This is a genomic window from Lysobacter sp. BMK333-48F3 (assembly GCF_019733395.1).
GTDB lineage: Bacteria > Pseudomonadota > Gammaproteobacteria > Xanthomonadales > Xanthomonadaceae > Lysobacter.
Genome location: NZ_JAIHOO010000001.1, coordinates 3,434,938 through 3,451,723, shown reverse-complemented (window position 1 = coordinate 3,451,723; position 16,786 = coordinate 3,434,938). Strand labels below are relative to the sequence as shown.

The following is a 16,786-nucleotide window of genomic DNA, read 5'->3' as shown; positions in this document are numbered from 1 at the left end:
TTCGGTCACAAGCCGCGACTGCGAAATCTGGCGTACGACGCAAGCTGGAAACCCTGCGGTCGCGGCTTGCGCCGCTCCTACATGGGGTCCAGGTGGCTGCGCGTTTTGGATCGCTGTCTGTAGGAGCGGCGTGAGCCGCGACCGCGAAATCTGATGTGCGGCGCAAGCTGGATGCCCTGCGGTCGCGGCTTACGCCGCTCCTACAGGAGGCCCAGGTGGCTACGCGTTTTTGCATTGCTGCGTGTAGGAGCGGCGCGAGCCGCGACTGCGAAACCTGGCGTGCGGCGCAAGCTGGATACCCTGCGGTCGCGGCTTACGCCGCTCCTACAAGAAGCCCGGTAGTCAGCGGGTCTGCGACTCGGGGTGGCGGACCTGCCCTGCCCCGCGCACGACGAAGCGTTCGATGGTCAGCGATTCGACGCCCATCGGGCCGTAGGCGTGCAGGCGGGTGGTCGAGATGCCGATCTCGGCGCCGAGGCCGAGTTGGCCGCCGTCGTTGAAGCGCGAGGAGGCGTTGACCATCACCGCGGAGCTGCGGGTGCGGCGGACGAAGGCGTCGGCGGCGGCGGGGTCGGCGGTGGCGATCACTTCGGTGTGGTCGGAACCGTACTGGGCGATGTGCGCCAGGGCTTGGTCGAGGTCGTCGACGACGCGGGCGGCGATGATCAGGTCGAGGTACTCGGCGGCGTAATCGGCTTCGTCCGCGGCGGCCAGCTCCGGCGCATAGGCGCGCACGCGCTCGCAGCCGCGCACCTGCACGCCGCGCGCGGCCAGGGCGGCCAGCGCGGGCGGCAGGAAGGCGTCGGCGATGTCGCGATGCACCAGCAGGGTTTCCAGGGCGTTGCACACGCCGGGGCGCGAGGCCTTGCCGTCGACCAGCAGGTCCAGTGCCAGCGCGGGATCGGCGGCGCGGTCGACGTAGAGGTGGCAGACGCCCTTGTAGTGCTTGATCACCGGCACTCGCGCGTGTTCGGCGACGAAACGGATCAGGCTTTCGCCGCCGCGCGGGATCGCCAGGTCGACCAGGTCGGACAGTTGCAGCAGTTCCAGCACGTGCTCGCGCGCGGTGTCCTCGATCAGCGACACCGCCGCCTCGGGCAGGCTGCGTTCGCGCAGCGCCGCGTGCAAGGCGGCGGCGATGGCGGCGTTGCTGGCGCGCGCTTCCGAGCCGCCGCGCAGCAGCACCGCGTTGCCGGCCTTCAGGCACAGCGCCGCAGCGTCGGCGGTCACGTTGGGGCGCGATTCGTAGATCATCGCGATCAGGCCCAGCGGCACGCGCTTGCGCTCGATCACCAGCCCGTTCGGACGGGGTTCGCTGCGGGTGACGCCGTCGAGCGGATCGGCTTGCGCGGCCACTTCGCGCAGCGCGTCGGCGATGGCGCCCAGGCGCTGCGGGTCCAGGCGCAGGCGGTCGAGCATCGCCGCGCTGAGGCCGGCGGCTTCGCCGTGGCTGACGTCCTCGGCGTTGGAAGCCAGGATGGCGGCGCTCTGCGCGTCCAGTTGCCCCGCCATCGCCGCGATCAGCGCCGCGCGTTCGCCGCCGTCGAGCGCGGCCAGGGTCAGCGAGGCCGCGCGGGCGCGCTCGGCCAAGGTACGTACGTAACCGCTCATGCCTTGCTCCCCTCGTTCGCGGCGGCCGCATCGTTGGGGTCGGCCGCGATCGCGGCGACCTCCGCCGGCGTGCGTCCGCCCAGCATCACCAGATCGTCCCGGTGCACCACCGACTCGCCGTAGCGGAAGCCGAGCACCGCCTCGATATCGCGGCTGTGGCGGCCCTTGATTCGACCCAACTCGACCGAGTTGTACTGCACCAGCCCGCGCCCGACCGCCTCGCCGTCCGCGGCCACGCGCAGCTCGACCACGTCGCCGCGGCGGAACTCGCCTTCGACCGCGACCACTCCACCCGGCAGCAGCGAGGCGCCGCGCACGCGCAAGGCATTCGCCGCGCCGGCGTCGATATGCAGGCTGCCGCTGGCCGGCGCGTGGCGCAGCCATTGCTTGCGCGCGCGCAGGCGGTCGCTGTGCGCGGCGACCAGGGTGCCGTGCAAGCGGTCTTGGGCCAGCGCCTGCACCACCTCGGCGTCGCGGCCGCAGAACAGCGCGGTGGCGATGCCGGCGGTGGCGGCCTTGGCCGCGGCTTCGAGCTTGGTGCGCATGCCGCCGGTGCCCAGCGCGCCGGCGCCGCCGCTGGCGGCGACCAGCAGTTCCGGGGTCACCGCCGCGACATGGCCGATCGGCCGCGCGCTCGGATCGCGCTGCGGGTGGCCGCTGTACAGGCCGCCGATGTCGGTGGCGATCAGCAGCAGGTCGGCGTCGACCAGCGAGGCCACCGCCGCGGCCAGGTTGTCGTTGTCGCCGAGCTTGAGCTCGTCGACCGCGACCGTGTCGTTCTCGTTGATCACCGGCAGCGCGCCCAGGCGCAGCAGCTCGCGCAGCGAAGCGCGCGCGTTGAGATAGCGGCGGCGGTTGCGCAGGTCGTCGTGGGTCAGCAGCACCTGCGCCACCGGCACGCTCGACAGTTGCTGCCAGAACGCGATCAGCGAGGCCTGGCCCAACGAGGCCAGCGCCTGCCGCAGCACCAGTCCGTCGCCGCCGGTGTGGATGCGGCTGCGCCCGGCCGCGACCGCGCCGGAAGACACCAGCACCACTTCGCGCTGCTGTTCGCGCGCGCTTTCGATGAAACGCGCCAGCCCGGCGGCGTAGCGCGGGTCGAGCCCGCCGCCCTCGAAGCCGGCGAGCAGGCTGCTGCCGACCTTGAGCACGGCGCGGCGCCAGGGCGGCAAAGGCTGCGCAGCGAAATCCTTTGCCGCGGCGCTCATGTCAGTTCCTTCAGGCGCGCCTGCAAGGCGTCCAGGCGCAGGTCGCCCGCCGCGCCCGGCGACACTCGCGCGCCCAGGCTGGCCTCCGGGTCGCCTTCGGCCCAGCGCGCAGGGTCGGCGGCCTGCTTGTAGGCGTCGCGGAACGGCAGGCCCTGGCGGGCCAGGTCGACCGCGAGGTCGGTGGCGTACATCGACGGCTCCAGCGCCGCGCGCAAGCGCTCGGGCTTCCATTCCAGGTTGCGCAGCAGGTCGGGCAGCAGCTCCAGCGCGCCCAGGCCGCGGCCGAAGGCGTGGAAGATCGCGCCCTTGGAGAATTGCAGGTCGCGGTGGTAGCCCGAAGGCAGCGACAGCAAATGCTCGATCTCGGCGCGCGCGGCGGCGGCGGCGGAATAGCTGGCGCGCATCAGCTCGATCACGTCGGGGTTGCGCTTGTTCGGCATGATCGAGCTGCCGGTGGTGTACTCGGCCGGCAGAGCGACGAAGCCGAACTCGGCGCTGGTGAACAGGCTCAGATCCCAGGCCAGGCGGCGCAGGTCGAGCAGCGCGGTCGACAGCGCGTCGATCGCGGCGAGTTCGAATTTGCCGCGCGAGAGCTGGGCGTAGGTCGCGATCAGCTGCAGGCGGCCGAAGCCCAGCGCCTGGGTGGTGTGTTCGCGCGCCAGCGGCAGGTTGATGCCGTAGCCGGCGGCGCTGCCGAGCGGATTGGCGTCGACCCAGTCCAGGGTCTGGCGCGCGCGCACGGCGTTGTCGATGAAGCCTTCGGCCCAGGCGCCCCACCACATGCCGGCGCTGGACACCATCGCTCGCTGCAGGTGGGTGTAACCCGGCAGCGGCAAGCCGGCCTCGGCTTCGGCCCGCGCCAGGGCGACTTCGGCGGTTTCGCGGCACAGCGCGTAGACGCGGCTCAACCGGTCTTTCAGCCACAGCCGGGTCGCGACCAGGATCTGGTCGTTGCGGCTGCGGCCGGTGTGGATCTTGCGCCCGGCGTCGCCGAGGCGTTCGATCAGCCGGCCTTCGATCGCCGAGTGGCCGTCTTCGTAGCGCTCGTCGAGGACGAAGCGGCCGACGCGGAAGTCCTCGGCCAGCGCCTCCAGTTCGCGCGACAGGCCGTCGAGTTCCTCGGCGCTGAGGATGCCGATCTGCTGCAGACCCTGCGCGTGCGCGCGGCTGGCCTGGATGTCGAACAGGAAGAATTCGCGGTCGAGAATCACGTCTTCGCCGGCGAGGAAGTTCTGGATCCGCGCGTCGACCTTGACGCCGGGTTTTTGCCAAAGCAGATCGGACATGGGGAGGGGCTCGCTGAAATCTGGATTCGGGAGGAACGGGTGGAGAGGAACGAGCCGGGGCGACCTTTACTCGTTCCTGTTTTCTCTTCACTCGTTGCTTTTCATGGACAAGCGCGCCACCGCATCGGCCGGCGCCAGTTCGATACGCTCGCCGGTCGCGCGGCGCTTGAGTTCGACGATGCCGCGCTCCAGTCCGCGCCGGCCGACCACAATCTGCCAGGGCAGGCCGAGCAGGTCCATGTGTGCGAACTTCACGCCGGCGCGCTCGGGCGTGTCGTCGTGCAACACGTCCAGGCCGCGCGTCTGCAATTGCGCGTACAGGTCGTCGCAGGTAGCCGACACCGCCGCATCGGCCGGGTCGAGATCGATCAGGCCGACCCGGAACGGCGCCACCGGCTCGGGCCAGACGATGCCGGCTTCGTCATGACCGGCCTCGACGATCGCGCCGACCAGGCGCGACACGCCGATGCCGTAGGAACCGCCGTGGATGGCGTGCTCGGCGCCGTCGGCGCCGGTCACCGCGGCCTTCATCGGTTGCGAGTACTTGGTGCCGAAGTAGAACACCTGGCCGACTTCGATCCCGCGCGTCTGCACCCGCCGCTCCGCCGGCACTTCGCGCTCGAAGCGCTCGATGTCGTGCACGTCCTCGGTGGCGGCGTAGAGCGTGCTCCACTGGCGCACGACCGGTTCCAGGTCGCCGTCGTAGTCGATGTCGTCGCCGGGAATCGGCAGCTCCAGCACGCCGCGGTCGCAATACACCGCCGACTCGCCGGACGAGGCCAGGACCAGGAACTCGTGCGACAGGTCGCCGCCTATCGGCCCGGTTTCGGCGCGCATCGGGATGGCGCGGATGCCGAGCCGGGCGAAGATGCGCAGATAGGCGACGAACATGCGCCGGTAGCTGCGCCGCGCCGCGGCCTCGTCGAGGTCGAAGGAGTACCCGTCCTTCATCAGGAACTCGCGCCCGCGCAGCACGCCGAAGCGCGGCCGCTGCTCGTCGCGGAACTTCCACTGCACCTGGTACAGGTTCATCGGCAGCGCGCGGTAGGACTTCACATGGGCGCGGAAGATCGCGGTGACCATGTCCTCGTTGGTCGGCCCGTACAGCAGCTCGCGCTCGTGGCGGTCGCGGATGCGCAGCATTTCCGGGCCGTAGGCCTCGTAGCGCCCGCTCTCGCGCCACAGGTCGGCCAGCTGCAGGGTCGGCATCAGCAGCTCCAGCGCGCCGGCGCGATCGAGTTCGTCGCGGACGACGGCCTCGATCTTGCGCAGCACGCGCAGGCCGGCCGGCAGCCAGGTGTAGATGCCGGCCGCTTCCTGCCGGATCAGCCCGGCGCGCAGCATCAGCCGGTGCGAGGCGATCTGCGCCTCGGCGGGGTTTTCCTTCAACGCGGGCAAGAAATAACGCGACAGACGCATGGCGGCTTCACTCCGAACGCTGCAACCAACCCAACCAACGAATCCCTCCTATCGGATTCCCCCCTTTGGAAAAGGGGGGCCAGGGGGGATTGGCTTCGGCCGTTGCTTTTGTCCTTCGCTTCGATCCAGAAGCAACAGCAACAGCAAATCCCCCTGCCCCCCTCTACAAAGGAGGGAGAGTGGGAGCGTCACGGTCGCGGGTGCGCGTCGATGCCGGTCAGTTCGTCCAGGCCGAAGGCCAGGTTGAGGTTCTGCAGCGCCTGCGTCGCCGCGCCCTTGAGCAGGTTGTCCAGGGTCGACACCACCACCACCCGGCGGCCGTCCTCGGACATCGAAAAACCGCCGATCTCGACATGGTGGCGGCCGGCGATGCGGCTCACCCAAGGCGCCTCATCCAGCACCCGCACCATCGGTTCGCCGTCGTAATGGCGGTGATAGTGCTCGACCAGTTCCTCGCGCTCGAAGCGGCGCGACAGGTGCAGGTTCGAGGTCACGGTCAGGCCGCGGAAATGCGCCGCCACGTGCGGCATGAACTCGACCGGGTGGCCGAGGTGGCGGGTGACCTCGCGCTCGTGCAGGTGTCCGGTCAGCGCGTACGGCATCAGATTGTCGCGCAGCTTGTCGGGGTCGTTCTTGTCCGACGGCGTGGTGCCGGCGCCGGAGTAACCGGACACGCCGAAGCACTGCACCGCGCCCTCCAGCACGTTCAGCAGCGGCGCGATCGCCAGCTGCATCGCGCTGGCGTAGCAACCCGGATTGCTGATCCGGCGCTGGCCGTGGTACTGGCCGCGGGTCAGCTCGGGCAGGCCGTAGTACCAGTGATCGTCGAAGCGGTAATCGGCCGACAGGTCGACGATCACCGGCTCGGCGCCGGCGGCGTCGAACGCGGCCACGCAGGCGGCGGCCTTGCCGTTGGGCAGGGCCAGCACCACCGCGTCGGCGCCCAGCGCCGCCAGCTCGTCGTGGCTCGGCGAGCTGTAGCGCAGCTGCGGGCCCTTGGCCGCGTATTCGGGAATGTGGTCGGCCAGGCGCTGGCCATCGAGTTCGCGCGAGGACACGAAGGCCAGCTCGAACTCGGGGTGGCCGGCGATCAGCCGGATCAGGTCGGCGCCGACGTGGCCGCGCGCGCCGACGATGCCCAGGGTCTTAGTCATGGCTTGCCGCTCCGCTTGCGTGTCGGTCCAACTTGTACTGCAGATTGCGCTTCACCGCCGGCCACTCCGTGTCGATGATCGAGAAGGCGACCGTATCGCGGGGGCTGCCGTCGGCGTGCCGGCGGTGGTTGCGCAGCACGCCGTCCTGCTTGGCGCCCAGGCGCGCGATCGCGGTGCGCGAGGCCTGATTGAACCAGCTCGTCTCGAAGCCTACCGCGATGCAGCCCAGGGTTTCGAAGGCATGGCCGAGCAACAGCCGCTTGGCCTGGGTGTTCAGGCCGGTGCGCTGCACCCGCGGCGCGTAGAAGGTATAGCCGATCTGCAGCCGCGGCACGGTCGCGTCCATATCGTAGTAACGGGTGCTGCCGACCACCTCGCCGCGCGCGTCCAGCACCGCGAACGGCCAGGCCTGGCCGCGGTCGCGCATCGCCAGGGCCGCGTCGATGTAGCCGTCCACGCCTGCCGGCGCCGGCACGTTGGTGTACCAGGCCTGGGCCAGCTCGCCGCCGGCCAGGGCCGCGCGCAAGCCGTCGCCATGCTCGCGGCGCAGCGGTTCCAGGGCGACGTGCTCGCCGCTCAGCCGAGGTTGCCGCGTCCACGCATCGCTCTGCGCGTCCATCAGTCCTCCAGGGTCGGCGTGCGCCGGCCGGCGTACTCGACGCAGGCGGCGATTTCGTCGAAGCCGTGCATGCCGTACCAGAACACCTTCCACTTCTCCTGCTTCAGGCAGCCGTCGGATTCGGAGTAATAGAACGGATTGACCGGGTTGCCGTGGCGCGAACGCCAGAACACGCTCGGGTTCTGCTCGCGCATGATCTGCCACACCGCCCGCCCCAGGCCCTCGCCCTGGGCGTCGTCGAGCACCGCGAACTTGTCCAGGTAGGTGCGGCCGTCGGCCTCGATCAGCACGATCGCGGCGCGGTAGTTCTCGCTGACGTAGGCCCGTTTCAGCTTGGTGTCGTCGAAATAGCCGTCGACCAGCTTGCGGCCGAAGGCCGAGTCGATCAGGCCGCGCAGGCGGACCAGGTCGAGGTCTTCCCAGCGCGAAGCCTGCAGCACGCGCTCGCCGCGCCGGACCAGGGTGCCCGAGCCCTTGTGGGTGAACAGTTCCTTGGCCAGCTCGGAGGGCTTGGTGATCGACACCGACGAGGTCAGCGGCAGCTTGTCCAGCAGGTCCTTGATCTGCTCGATCTTGACCTTCATGCCGCCGTTGATCCACGGCTGTTCGATCAGGTGCTCGTACTCGGTCGACAGGTTGATCGAGTCGATCACCTTGCCGTTGTCGTCGAGCAGGCCGCCGGTGCCGGTCAGGAACACGATCTTGTACGGCTGCAGCACCTGCACCAGCTCGTTGGCGGCGAAGTCGGCGTTGACGTTGAGGATCTGCCCGCCGGCGGTCTCGCCGAGGCTGGCGATGACCGGGATCGAGCCGGCCTGCAGGCTGGCCTCGATCGGCGCCAGGTTGACCTTCCTGACCTCGCCGACCAGGCCGTAGGTGTCGCGGTCCAGGTACTCGGCCTCGAACACGCCGGAGATGATCGAGGTGGCGCGGCCGTCGCCGGCCTGCAGCGCTTCGACCAGCTTCAGGTTCTGCGACTGGAACACCCGGCGCACGATCGCCAGCGCCTCGGGCGAAGTCACCCTCAGGCCGTTGACGGTCTGCTTGACGATGCCGGCGGCGGACAGCTCTTCGTCGAGCTGCGGGCCGGCGCCGTGGATCACGATCGGGGTCAGGCCGACATCCTGTAGGAAGGCCAGCGACGAGGTCAGCGCGGCCAGGTCGTCGCGCAGCACCGCGCCGCCGACCTTGACCACCGCGAAGCGCTTGGAGTCGAGCTGGGAAAAACGCTTGAGGTATTGCGAGATCTCCTTGGCGCTGGCCATGCTCGACAGCAGCCGCACGATGGTCTGGCGGGTCTGCAGGTGGTTGTCCATGGAAACGCTCATTGCGCCTTGCTCCCGATGATGCGCGCCACGCTCTGGGCGTAGCCTTGCAGTTGTTCCAGCGCGACCCATTCGTCGGCGGTGTGGGCCTGGGCGATGTGGCCCGGGCCGTAGACGATCGCGGTCAGGCCGGCGGCCGAGAACAGCGAGGCTTCGGTCCAGAAATCGACCGCGTTGCCGATCGGCAGCTCCAGCGCGTCGGCCAGGTCGCGCGCTTCCAGCCGGCGATGCTCGGCGTCGGCGACGCCGCCGGCCGGCAACGGCGGGCCGCGGAAAGTTTCCTCGTAGCGCTCGATCGCGCCGGCGTCGACCAGGGTGCCGAAGGTTTCGTGCAGGCCGTCGATCGGCTGCGAGGGCAGCGGCCGGAAGCCGAAGCGCAGCTCGGCGCTGGGCGCGATCATGTTGGCCTTGATCCCGCCCTCGACCCGGCCGATGTTGAAGCGCAGCCCGGTCAGGCCGCCGAAGCGCTGGTGCGCCTGCGCCTCGACGTAGTCCAGCGCCTTGCCGCCCCAGCGGATCGCCTGGTGCAGGGCGCTGGCCTGCATCGCGTTGGCGCCGGAGGCGTGCCCGGCGACGCCGCGGAACTTCAGCAGCACCGAGCTGATGCCGCGATGCGCGAGCACCGCTTCGTTCATGGTCGGCTCGGCCACCAGCACTTCGGTGAAGCCGTGCGCGGTGCCGAGGAAACCGGCGATGCAGCGCGCGTCGTTGGCTTCCTCGTCGGTCGAGAACAGGAACGCGGCGTCGCCGTCGGCCGCCGCCGCGGCGGCCAGCAGGCCGGCCGCCGCGCCCTTGATGTCGCAGGCGCCCAGGCCGATCGCGCGGTCTTCGGTCACCCGCAGCACATGCGGATCCGCGCTCCAGGCTTCGGACGACGGCACCGTATCGAGGTGGACGTTGAACAGCCGGCGCGGATTGCCGCGCACGGCCAGCATCGACACCGCGCCGGCGCCGTGATCGGTGACTTCGATCCGGAACCCCGGCAACTGGCTGCGCAGGTAATCGAAGATGCCGTCGGTGCCGATGTCCCGCGGCGGATTGCGGGTGTCGTAGGAGACCAGGGCCTGCAGATGGTTTAGGACTTCGGGGAGCATGGTCGGCTGGTAGTTGAGTTCGGTGAGATGCGTCGCCGCAGCGGCGCCGCTTTCATCCCCTCTCCCGCTTGCGGGAGAGGGTTAGGGTGAGGGTGTGCGGGATCGCCGCGTTCCGCCCCTCACCCCACCCCCTCTCCCGCAAGCGGGAGAGGGGCTTGGAGCGGCGTCAGCCCTTGCGGTTGATCTCCGCCCACAGCGTGCTGCTCATGCCGAACAGCTTGATGAAGCCTTCGGCCTCGGCCACGCCCCAGTCGGCGGCCTGGGCGTAGGTCGCGCCCTTGGCGTTGAGGATGTGCCTGGACTCGATCGCCACCGCGTTGACGGTGCCGCCGTTGGTTTCCAGGGTCACTTCGCCGTTCACGGTGGACTGCGAGCTGGCCAGGAAGGCTTCCAGGTCGGCCTTGAGCGGGTCGTGGAAGAAGCCTTCGTAGACCAGTTCCACCCACTTGCGCGCCACGTCGGGCTTGAAGCGGTTCTGCTGCTTGCTCAGCACCGCCTCTTCCAGCGCGCGGTGCGCGGTCAGCAGGGCGATCAGGCCCGGCGCTTCGAAGATGATCCGGCCCTTGAGGCCGATGGTGGTGTCGCCGGTGTACAGGCCACGACCCACGCCGTACTGGGCGAACAGGCCGTTGAGCTTGGCCAGCAGCTGGTGGCCTTCGATCTTCTCGCCGTTCAGCGCGACCGCTTCGCCGTTCTCGAAGCTCAGCTTCACCGACAGGGTTTCGCTCGGCCACTGCGCGCGCGGCTTGCACCAGCCCACCGCGCCCTCGCCCGGCGCCTGCCAGCGGTCGATCTCGCCGCCGGACATGGTCAGGCCGAGCAGGTTCTCGTTGATGGTGTAGGCCTTCTGCTTGGCGCGCACGCCGAAGCCGCGCTCTTCCAGGTACTTCTGCTCGTAGGCGCGGACCTCGGTGTGCTCCTTCTGGATTTCGCGGATCGGCGCGACGATCTCGTAATCGCCCAGCGCCTTGACCGCCAGGTCGAAACGCACCTGGTCGTTGCCCATGCCGGTGCAGCCGTGGGCGATCGCCTTGGTGCCCAACTCGGCGGCGCGCTTGAGCGCGGCTTCGACGATCAGGTAACGATCCGACACCAGCAGCGGGTACTGGCCCTGGTAGCCCTCGCCGGCCCACACGAACGGCTTGACGAAGCCCGACCAGATCGCCGGCCCGCCGTCGACGGTGACGTGGCTGGCCACGCCGAGCTCGGCGGCACGCTGCTCGATGAAGGCGCGCTCCTCGTCGTCGACGCCGCCGGTGTCGGCGAACACGGTGTGCACGGCCCAGCCGCGCTCCTGCAGGTAGGGCACGCAGAAGCTGGTGTCGAGGCCGCCGGAGAAGGCGAGGACGATGTCTTTGCTCATGTTCGGAAAGTCTCTGCTCTGTTTGGCTCCCTCCCCCGCTTGCGGGGGAGGGTCGGGGTGGGGGCAAACGGATGGGGTGGATGTTGCGGAGCCAAGGCGAACGACGCCCTCACCCCGGCCCTCTCCCGCAAGCGGGAGAGGGAGCGAAGCGGATTACTGGCCGATCAAAGCGGCCATCACCGCCTTCTGCACGTGCAGACGGTTCTCGGCTTCCTCGATCGCGATGCAGTTGGGCGAGTCCATCACCGCGTCGGTGGCCTTGACGTTGCGGCGCAGCGGCAGGCAGTGGCTGAACACGCCATCGTTGGTCAACGCCATCTTGGCTTCGTCGACGATGAAGTGCTTGTACTGCTCGCGAATGGGCTTCTCCGGGCCCCAGTTGCCGAAGTACGGCAGCGCGCCCCAGCTCTTGGCGTAGACCACGTCGGCGCCGGCGTAGGCGCTGTCGATGTCGTGGCTGACGGTCAGCGAGCCGCCGCTCTCGGCGACGTTCTGCTCGGCCCAGCCCATGTAGCGTTGGTCGAGCACGTACTCCGGGGTCGGGCACAACAGGGTCACGTCCATCCCTAAGCGGGTGGCGATGGTCAGGGCCGAGTTGGCGACCGCGGTGTTGAGCGGCTTGGGGTGGTAGGTCCAGGTCAGCACGTACTTCTTGCCGCGCAGGTCGGTGGTGCCGAAACGCTCCTGCAGGGCCAGCGCATGCGCCAGCTCCTGGCAGGGGTGGGTGATGGTCTCCATGTTGATCACCGGCACCGGCGAGTACTTGGCGAAGGACTTCAGCACGATGTCTTCGCGGTCGTAGGCCCAGTCGACGAACTTCGGGAACGCGCGCACGCCGATCAGGTCGACGTAGCGGCCCAGCACCCGCGCCACTTCGGCGATGTGCTCCTCGGTGTCGCCGTCCATCACCGTGCCCAGGTCGAACTCGATCGGCCACGCGTCCTTGCCCGGCTGCAGCACCACGGCATGGGCGCCGAGCTGGAACGCGCCCAGCTCGAAGCTGGTGCGGGTGCGCATCGACGGATTGAAGAACACCAGCGCGATCGACTTGCCGCGCAGCTGGTCGCCGAGCTTGTTGCGCTTGAACGCCGCCGCCTGGGCCAGCAGCGCGTCGAGGTCGCTGCGCGACCAGTCCTGGGTGTTGAGGAAATGCTTCATCGGTTGGCTCGGGAATGGGGAATCGGGAATGGGGGAATCGGTTAGAGCGGTGGCGCTGTGGCCGGCAGTCGCGAGGGGAAACGGGCAACGGCGTACTGCTCTGCCGATTCCCGACTCCCCATTCCCGATTCCCGAGCCGAAAAGCAAAAAAGCCCAGCGCTAGGCTGGGCTTTTCGTGTGTGGTGCTTGTTACACGAACGACGGCGAGCGCCGTCACCCAGCGGATTGGCAGGGCAACGGTCGACGCGCGCGCGAGGTCATGCCCGCCGCCATGTAGGCGGAGGTCAGAACGTCGGCGTCGGCGTAGTTCGGGTTCATGAGGTCGCGAATGCTCGCATGCGCGGGGGCCGGGCGCAAGCCGTACGGTCGGGTCGGGACGCCGCCGGGCTCAGCGCGAGGTGCTGATCGGGGTGATGACCGGGGTCACCGCGACCCGGATCCGCAGCTTGTTGCCCGGGTCCTCGGGCAGGCGCGAGCGGAACCGGGCGCCCTTGTAGACGTAGTCGACGTCGTAGGCGATCGGCCGGCGGAACTCGCGGTCGACCGGCACCGGGCGGCAGTTGTCGCCGGTGCTCGGCTTGGGATTGCGCTCCCGGCCCAAGGCCTCGCGCACCGCCCCGACCACCCGCGACAGGCGCGAGTTCTCGTCCTTGGCGGGCTCGGGGTCGCATTGCTGCTCGACCGTGGTCGCGCGCAGGGTCTGGTAGACCGGGGTCACCCGCAGCACCTGGGCATAGTCGAAACGCACGTTTTCGGCCTGGATCACGGTGTGCTGGGCTGCGGCCGGCAGCGACGACGCCGCAGCCAGGGCGCTGGCCAGCACCAGGATCGAAGCCTGCAAGGCGGTTCGGTTCATCGGGCTCGCGGAGACGGATTCGTGAATAAATTGTAAGAGCAGTGTGCCGGCACGGCCTGAATCCCACCTTTAGGCCGGTCCCGGCGGCGGGCCGGACGCGGCCTGTCGGGCTCTCTCCAGGATCGCGGCCCAGCGCCGGCAAACCTGCCCACCGTCATCCCTGCCTACCGTCATCCCCGCGAAAGCGGGGATCCAGGGCTTCACCGCGACCAGACTCTGAAGTCTCCGGAGGCCCGCCTGCGCAGCCACGACGGCCGCGCAGCACCTGGCGCCGGCCGCCGCTCGCACCCAGCACCCCGGGCGATGCCGCGAGGCTCGGGCCGGCGCCGCCCCGCTCCATCCCGTCGCAGCCGGCGATCGCCGCAGCGCCGCGGCCGCTCCGGCGCGATCGCGTCCGGGCGCGGCGAGCGTGCCTTCGCTAGAATGAACCCGACTCCCATCCGTGCCGCCATGAGCCTGCATCTCTACAACAGCCTGTCGCGACAGGTCGAAGCCTTCGTTCCCCTGGATCAGGCCCGCCCGACCATGTATCTGTGCGGCCCCACGGTCTACAACTACGCCCACATCGGCAACGCCCGCGGCCCGGTGGTGTTCGGCGTGTTGGCCGACCTGCTGCGCCGCCGTTACGGCGCGCTGGCCTTCGCCCGCAACATCACCGATGTCGACGACAAGATCAACGCCGCCGCGGCCGAACAGGGCGTGCCGATCTCGGCCATCACCGAGCACTACGCCGCGATCTACCGCCAGGACATGGGCGCGCTGGGCGTGCGCCTGCCCGACCTGGAACCGGCCGCGACCGCGCACATCGGCCAGATCGTGGCGATGATCGAACGCCTGATCGAGGCCGGCCACGCCTACGAGGCCGAAGGCCACGTGTTGTTCGCGATCCAGAGCTATCCCGACTACGGCAAGCTGTCGCGCCGCGACATCGACGACATGCGCGCCGGCGCGCGCATCGAGGTCGCTCCCTATAAGCGCGATGCCGGCGATTTCGTCCTGTGGAAGCCCTCCAGCGGCGACCTGCCCGGCTGGGACTCGCCCTGGGGTCGCGGCCGTCCGGGCTGGCATATCGAATGCTCGGCGATGGCCGCCGCCCACCTGGGCGAGACCATCGACATCCATGCCGGCGGCAACGACCTGATGTTCCCGCACCACGAGAACGAGATCGCGCAGAGCGAATGCGCGCACGGCGGCAAGGTGTTCGCCCGGTTCTGGCTGCACAACGGCATGCTGAACTTCGACGGCGAGAAGATGGCCAAGTCGCGCGGCAATATCGAGACCGTGCACGAGCTGCTGGAGAAGCATCCGGCCGAGGCGCTGCGTTACGCCTTGCTGACCGCCCACTACCGCCAGCCGCTGGACTGGTCGAACAAGCTGATCGAGCAGTGCGCGCGCACCCTCGACCGGCTGTACGGCACCCTGCGCGACCTGGCCGCGGTCGACGCCGGCCCGGTGCGGATCCCGGACGAGATCGAGCGCATCCTCGACGACGACCTGGGCACGCCGCAGGCCCTGGCCGAGATCGCCCGCATCGCCGCCGAGGCGCGCAAGGCCGCCGATCCGGCCGAACAGGCCCGGCTCAAGCGCGAGCTGCTCGGCGCCGGCCTGGCCCTGGGCTTGCTGCAGCAGGATCCGGCGGTGTGGTTCGCCGGCGCTGCCGGCGACCAGGACGACGAGCGCATCCAGGCCCTGGTCGAGGAGCGCAGCGCGGCCAAGAAGGCGCGCGATTTCGCCCGTGCCGACGCGATCCGCCAGCAGTTGGCCGATGAGAACATCCTGCTCGAAGACACGCCGCAGGGCGTGCGCTGGGTGCGCAAGCGCCCGGAACTCAATACCGAGGAAACCGGGTCCTGACACGCGCAGGACCCCAGATTCGATGAACGCCGTCGCCCTCCCCGCTTCCCCGTTTCCGCTCGAACCCAGCGCCGTCCAGGCTCAGGCCGCGATCCGCGACGAGTTCGCCTTCTTCGGCGACTGGTCCGAGCGCTACCAGTATCTGATCGACCTCGGCCGCAAGCTGCCGGACCTGCCGCAGGCCTACAAGACCGAAGAGCATCGCCTGCTCGGCTGCCAGTCGATGGTCTGGATCGCGGTCGAGGGCGATGCGCAGCGCCTGGATTTCCACGCGATCAGCGATTCGGCGATCGTCTCCGGGCTGATCTACCTGGCCTTGCGCGTGTACTCCGGACGCAGCGCGAGCGAGATCGTCGCCACCTCGGCCGACTACATCGCCGACATCGGCCTGGCCAAGCACCTCTCGCCGACCCGCAGCAACGGCCTGGCCGCGCTGCTGGCCTTCATCCGCGAGCAGGCGCAACGGCGCCTGTGAGCGCCGGCCCGTCCAGCGCCGGCCAAACCGACACATCCGATCCGGCGTCAGAAGGCCCGGATTTCAAGGGCTCCGATTTCAAGGGTTCCGATTCCGAGGGCCCGGATTCCGAAGGTCTGCGCCCGTTGCTGCGCAACCCCGGTTTCGTCGGCCTGCTGGTGTACCGGCTGCTGGGCATGCTGTCGTACCAGATCGTCGCGGTCACGGTCGGCTGGCACGTCTACGAACTGACCCGCGATCCCTTCGCCCTGGGCCTGATCGGCCTGGCCGAGGTGGTGCCCTACTTCTGCTTCGCCCTGTTCGCCGGCTACGCGGTCGATCACCTGCCACGGCGCAAGCTCGGCCTGTTCGCCTGCCTGGGCCTGGTCGCGACCACCGCGCTGTTGGCCTCGGTCGCCTGGGGCACGCTGCCGGCCGGCGGGTTCGGCTTCGCCACCGCGACCATCTATGCGGCGATCGCGCTCAACGGCGTGGTCCGCGCCTTCCTCGGCCCGGTGTACATGTCGTTGTTCGCGCGCGTGCTCAAGCGCAAGCACTACGCGCGCGGCGCCGGGGTCAGCAGCGTGGTCATGCAGACCGGGCTGGTGCTGGGGCCGGCGCTGGGCGGCGTGCTGGTGGCCTGGGGCGGCAAGACCTCGGCCTACCTGGTCGCGACCGGCTTCGCCGTCGCCGCGGCGATCGCGATCAGCACCCTGCGGGTGACCGAACCGCCGGCGCCGAGCGAGCGCGCGCCGGTGTTCAAGAGCATCGGCGAAGGCCTGCGCTTCGTGTTCAATCACCAGGTCGTGCTCGGCGCGCAGGCGCTGGACATGTTCTCGGTGCTGTTCGGCGGCGCGGTCGCGCTGCTGCCGGCCTTCATCCACGACGTGCTGCATTACGGCCCGGAAGCGCTGGGCGTGTTGCGCGCCGCGCCGGCCGCGGGCGCGGTGCTGGTCGGCCTGTGGCTGGCCCGGCATCCGCCGCAGAAGCACGCCGGGCGCCTGCTGCTGTACGCGGTGGCCGGCTTCGGCCTGTGCATCATCGGCTTCGCCCTGTCGCGCGAGTTCTGGCTGTCGGCGCTGATGCTGATGCTGTCGGGCATGTGCGACGGCGTGTCGGTGGTGCTGCGCTCGACCATCCTGCAGTTGTCGACCCCGGACGAGATGCGCGGCCGGGTGTCGTCGATCAACGGCATCTTCATCGGTTCCTCGAACGAGCTCGGCGCGTTCGAGTCCGGTCTCGCCGCGCGCCTGCTCGGCCTGGTGCCGTCGGTGATCTTCGGCGGCTGCATGACCCTGGTGGTGGTCGCCGCGACCGCGCAACTGGCGCCGAAGCTGCGCCGGCTGGACCTGCGCGAGCTGCAATGAGGCCGCACCGCGGCCGGA

General features: G+C 69.6%; 14 protein-coding genes. 3 read left to right on the top strand and 11 right to left on the bottom strand.

Features of this window, described 5'->3' with window-relative positions:
- Nucleotides 1–342: 342 nt before the first annotated feature.
- The 11 genes from K4L06_RS14850 to K4L06_RS14800 all read right to left on the bottom strand — a co-directional run bounded on the left by K4L06_RS14850 (nt 343) and on the right by K4L06_RS14800 (nt 13,093).
- Complete coding sequence (locus K4L06_RS14850) at nt 343–1,611, bottom strand: glutamate-5-semialdehyde dehydrogenase (RefSeq protein ID WP_221672127.1); 1,269 nt, start codon at nt 1,609–1,611, stop codon at nt 343–345.
- Complete coding sequence (proB, locus tag K4L06_RS14845) at nt 1,608–2,819, bottom strand: glutamate 5-kinase (protein ID WP_221672126.1); 1,212 nt, start codon at nt 2,817–2,819, stop codon at nt 1,608–1,610. The genes K4L06_RS14850 and proB overlap by 4 nt, the downstream gene beginning before the upstream one ends.
- Nucleotides 2,816–4,105: an argininosuccinate lyase gene (gene argH, locus K4L06_RS14840; protein WP_221672125.1), complete on the bottom strand. Its 1,290-nt coding sequence runs from the start codon at nt 4,103–4,105 to the stop codon at nt 2,816–2,818. The genes proB and argH overlap by 4 nt, the downstream gene beginning before the upstream one ends.
- An 87-nt stretch (nt 4,106–4,192) precedes the next feature.
- Nucleotides 4,193–5,524 carry a proline--tRNA ligase gene (gene proS, locus K4L06_RS14835; protein ID WP_221672124.1) on the bottom strand — a complete coding sequence of 444 codons (1,332 nt, stop codon included), beginning with the start codon at nt 5,522–5,524 and terminating at the stop codon, nt 4,193–4,195.
- Between the two features lie 188 nt (nt 5,525–5,712).
- Nucleotides 5,713–6,678 (bottom strand): N-acetyl-gamma-glutamyl-phosphate reductase, encoded by a 966-nt coding sequence (gene argC / locus K4L06_RS14830; RefSeq protein ID WP_221672123.1) that lies wholly within the window; start codon nt 6,676–6,678, stop codon nt 5,713–5,715.
- On the bottom strand, nt 6,671–7,297 hold the full coding sequence (locus K4L06_RS14825) for a GNAT family N-acetyltransferase (protein WP_221672122.1): 627 nt from the start codon (nt 7,295–7,297) through the stop codon (nt 6,671–6,673). Before K4L06_RS14825 ends, argC begins: the two co-directional genes overlap by 8 nt.
- A complete protein-coding gene (locus K4L06_RS14820) occupies nt 7,297–8,625 on the bottom strand; it encodes an acetylglutamate kinase (protein ID WP_221672121.1) in 1,329 nt (442 codons plus the stop codon). The genes K4L06_RS14825 and K4L06_RS14820 overlap by 1 nt, the downstream gene beginning before the upstream one ends.
- A complete protein-coding gene (locus K4L06_RS14815; protein WP_221672120.1) occupies nt 8,622–9,716 on the bottom strand; it encodes an acetylornithine deacetylase in 1,095 nt (364 codons plus the stop codon). Before K4L06_RS14815 ends, K4L06_RS14820 begins: the two co-directional genes overlap by 4 nt.
- Nucleotides 9,717–9,882: 166 nt before the next feature.
- The gene (locus tag K4L06_RS14810) at nt 9,883–11,079 is read right to left on the bottom strand and encodes an argininosuccinate synthase (protein WP_221672119.1); all 1,197 of its coding nucleotides are present in this window, start codon (nt 11,077–11,079) and stop codon (nt 9,883–9,885) included.
- A gap of 153 nt (nt 11,080–11,232) precedes the next feature.
- Complete coding sequence (locus tag K4L06_RS14805; protein WP_221672118.1) at nt 11,233–12,237, bottom strand: N-acetylornithine carbamoyltransferase; 1,005 nt, start codon at nt 12,235–12,237, stop codon at nt 11,233–11,235.
- Between the two features lie 388 nt (nt 12,238–12,625).
- Complete coding sequence (locus K4L06_RS14800; RefSeq protein WP_221672117.1) at nt 12,626–13,093, bottom strand: hypothetical protein; 468 nt, start codon at nt 13,091–13,093, stop codon at nt 12,626–12,628.
- Between the two features lie 450 nt (nt 13,094–13,543).
- On the opposite strand from K4L06_RS14800, the gene cysS reads away from it, so the two are divergent.
- From cysS to K4L06_RS14785, 3 genes are all read left to right on the top strand, one after another.
- On the top strand, nt 13,544–14,947 hold the full coding sequence (gene cysS / locus K4L06_RS14795; protein ID WP_221672116.1) for a cysteine--tRNA ligase: 1,404 nt from the start codon (nt 13,544–13,546) through the stop codon (nt 14,945–14,947).
- A gap of 22 nt (nt 14,948–14,969) precedes the next feature.
- A complete protein-coding gene (locus tag K4L06_RS14790; protein WP_221672115.1) occupies nt 14,970–15,422 on the top strand; it encodes a SufE family protein in 453 nt (150 codons plus the stop codon).
- A 116-nt stretch (nt 15,423–15,538) separates the two neighbouring features.
- Nucleotides 15,539–16,768, top strand: coding sequence for an MFS transporter (locus tag K4L06_RS14785; protein WP_221673648.1), 1,230 nt, complete (start codon nt 15,539–15,541; stop codon nt 16,766–16,768).
- The last annotated feature ends 18 nt before the right edge of the window (nt 16,769–16,786 follow it).